At 72.7% G+C, this 1,341-nt stretch carries 1 protein-coding gene and 1 pseudogene; both read left to right on the plus strand.

What is annotated here, in order from left to right:
- Positions 1–315: pseudogene (locus tag ACOVRJ_RS08735) on the plus strand (conjugal transfer pilus assembly protein TraK); the annotation flags it as partial.
- On the plus strand, positions 308–1,341 hold a 1,034-nt coding region (locus ACOVRJ_RS08740; protein WP_422043476.1), incomplete at its 3' end, for a TrbI/VirB10 family protein. The pseudogene ACOVRJ_RS08735 and the gene ACOVRJ_RS08740, both read left to right, overlap by 8 nt.

Below are 1,341 nucleotides of genomic sequence, written 5' to 3' on the forward strand. Positions count from 1 at the left end.
CACGTCCGCACGCTGAAGAACCTGCTGGTGGCGCTCGCTGACGACAGCCTCCCGGAGGACATGGAGGTGCGCGAGCCCGGGCGCGACATCGCGCTCTGGTCGGGCACCCGGCTCACGCTTGAGCGTGTGCTGCTGGGCGCCCACGTGGTGGCCGAGAAGTACCGCCTGGCCAACACCGGAGCCGCTGCGCTGACCCTGCACGAACCCGACCTGCACAAGCGCGGCGTGATGGCCGTTAGCGTCGAACGCGCGAGCCTGCAGCCGGGCGAGGCCACGCCCGTCTTCGTGATCCGGGAGCGCCGCAGCGATGACTGAGCAACCCCTGCCACCCGGTAACGTCGATGCACCGGCAGGCGCGAGCGCCGAGCGCATCAAGCGCCGCCAGTACCTGCTGCTGGCCGGCATCACTGGCGTGATCGTCGCAGGCACCGTCCTGTCGGTGTCGCTGACCGGATCGGGCACCAGCAGCGAGCCCGCGCCTCGCCCCAAGTCCACCAACATCCTCGCGCCTGGCGCCCAGGTCGATCCACGGGACGCGTGGCGCGGCCAGGCCGATGCGCAGCTGCGCTCCATTGAGCAGCGCTCGCGCGAACTCACGCAGCGCGGCGGCGAGCTCGAAGGCCAGAACCGCGACATGATGGAGCGGCTCAAGCGGCTGGAGGCGGGCAACGCCAGCACCCCGGCAGGCCGCGCCGACACGAGTGGCCTCACACCGCTGCCTCCGCCGCCCCTGCCGGCGCCCGCCGCTCGACCAAACTTCGGCCCGGATCCGGTGGCGTCACCGCCTGCGGCCAACCCGGCGCAGAGGCTTCCGCCTCCGCCGGCGCCGTCCACCCTGCCAGCTCCTGCGACCCAGCGTACCGGTCTGCCTGGTAGCCCCGGCGCCGCGCCGTCTGGCCTGGGCTCCGGTGGCATCGTCAGCATCACGCTGGCCGACCCGGCCGCAGTTCGCACCGGCGCCGCATCCGGTGCACCAGGATCAACCGACGCCACCGGCAAGCCTGCCTCGCCTTCTCGCGATACCCGCCGGTACCTGCCCAGCGGCAGCTTCACCCGCGCCCTGCTGCTCGGCGGGCTCGACGCGCCCACGGGCGGCCAGGCCCAGCGCAATCCGCAGCCGGTGCTGCTGCGCCTGCTCGATCACGCGGTGCTGCCCAACCAGTTCCGGGGTCGCATCAAGGAATGCTTCGTCGTCGGCGCCGGCTATGGCGACGTGAGCGCCGAGCGCGCCTACATCCGCACCGAGTCGCTGTCCTGTGTCACCCGCGACGGCACCGCGATCGACGTGCCGATCCGCGGCTACGTGGCCGGTGAGGACGGCAAGGCCGGCATGCGCGGGCG

It is taken from the genome of Roseateles sp., from assembly GCF_049240545.1.
Taxonomy (GTDB): domain Bacteria; phylum Pseudomonadota; class Gammaproteobacteria; order Burkholderiales; family Burkholderiaceae_C; genus Paucibacter_A.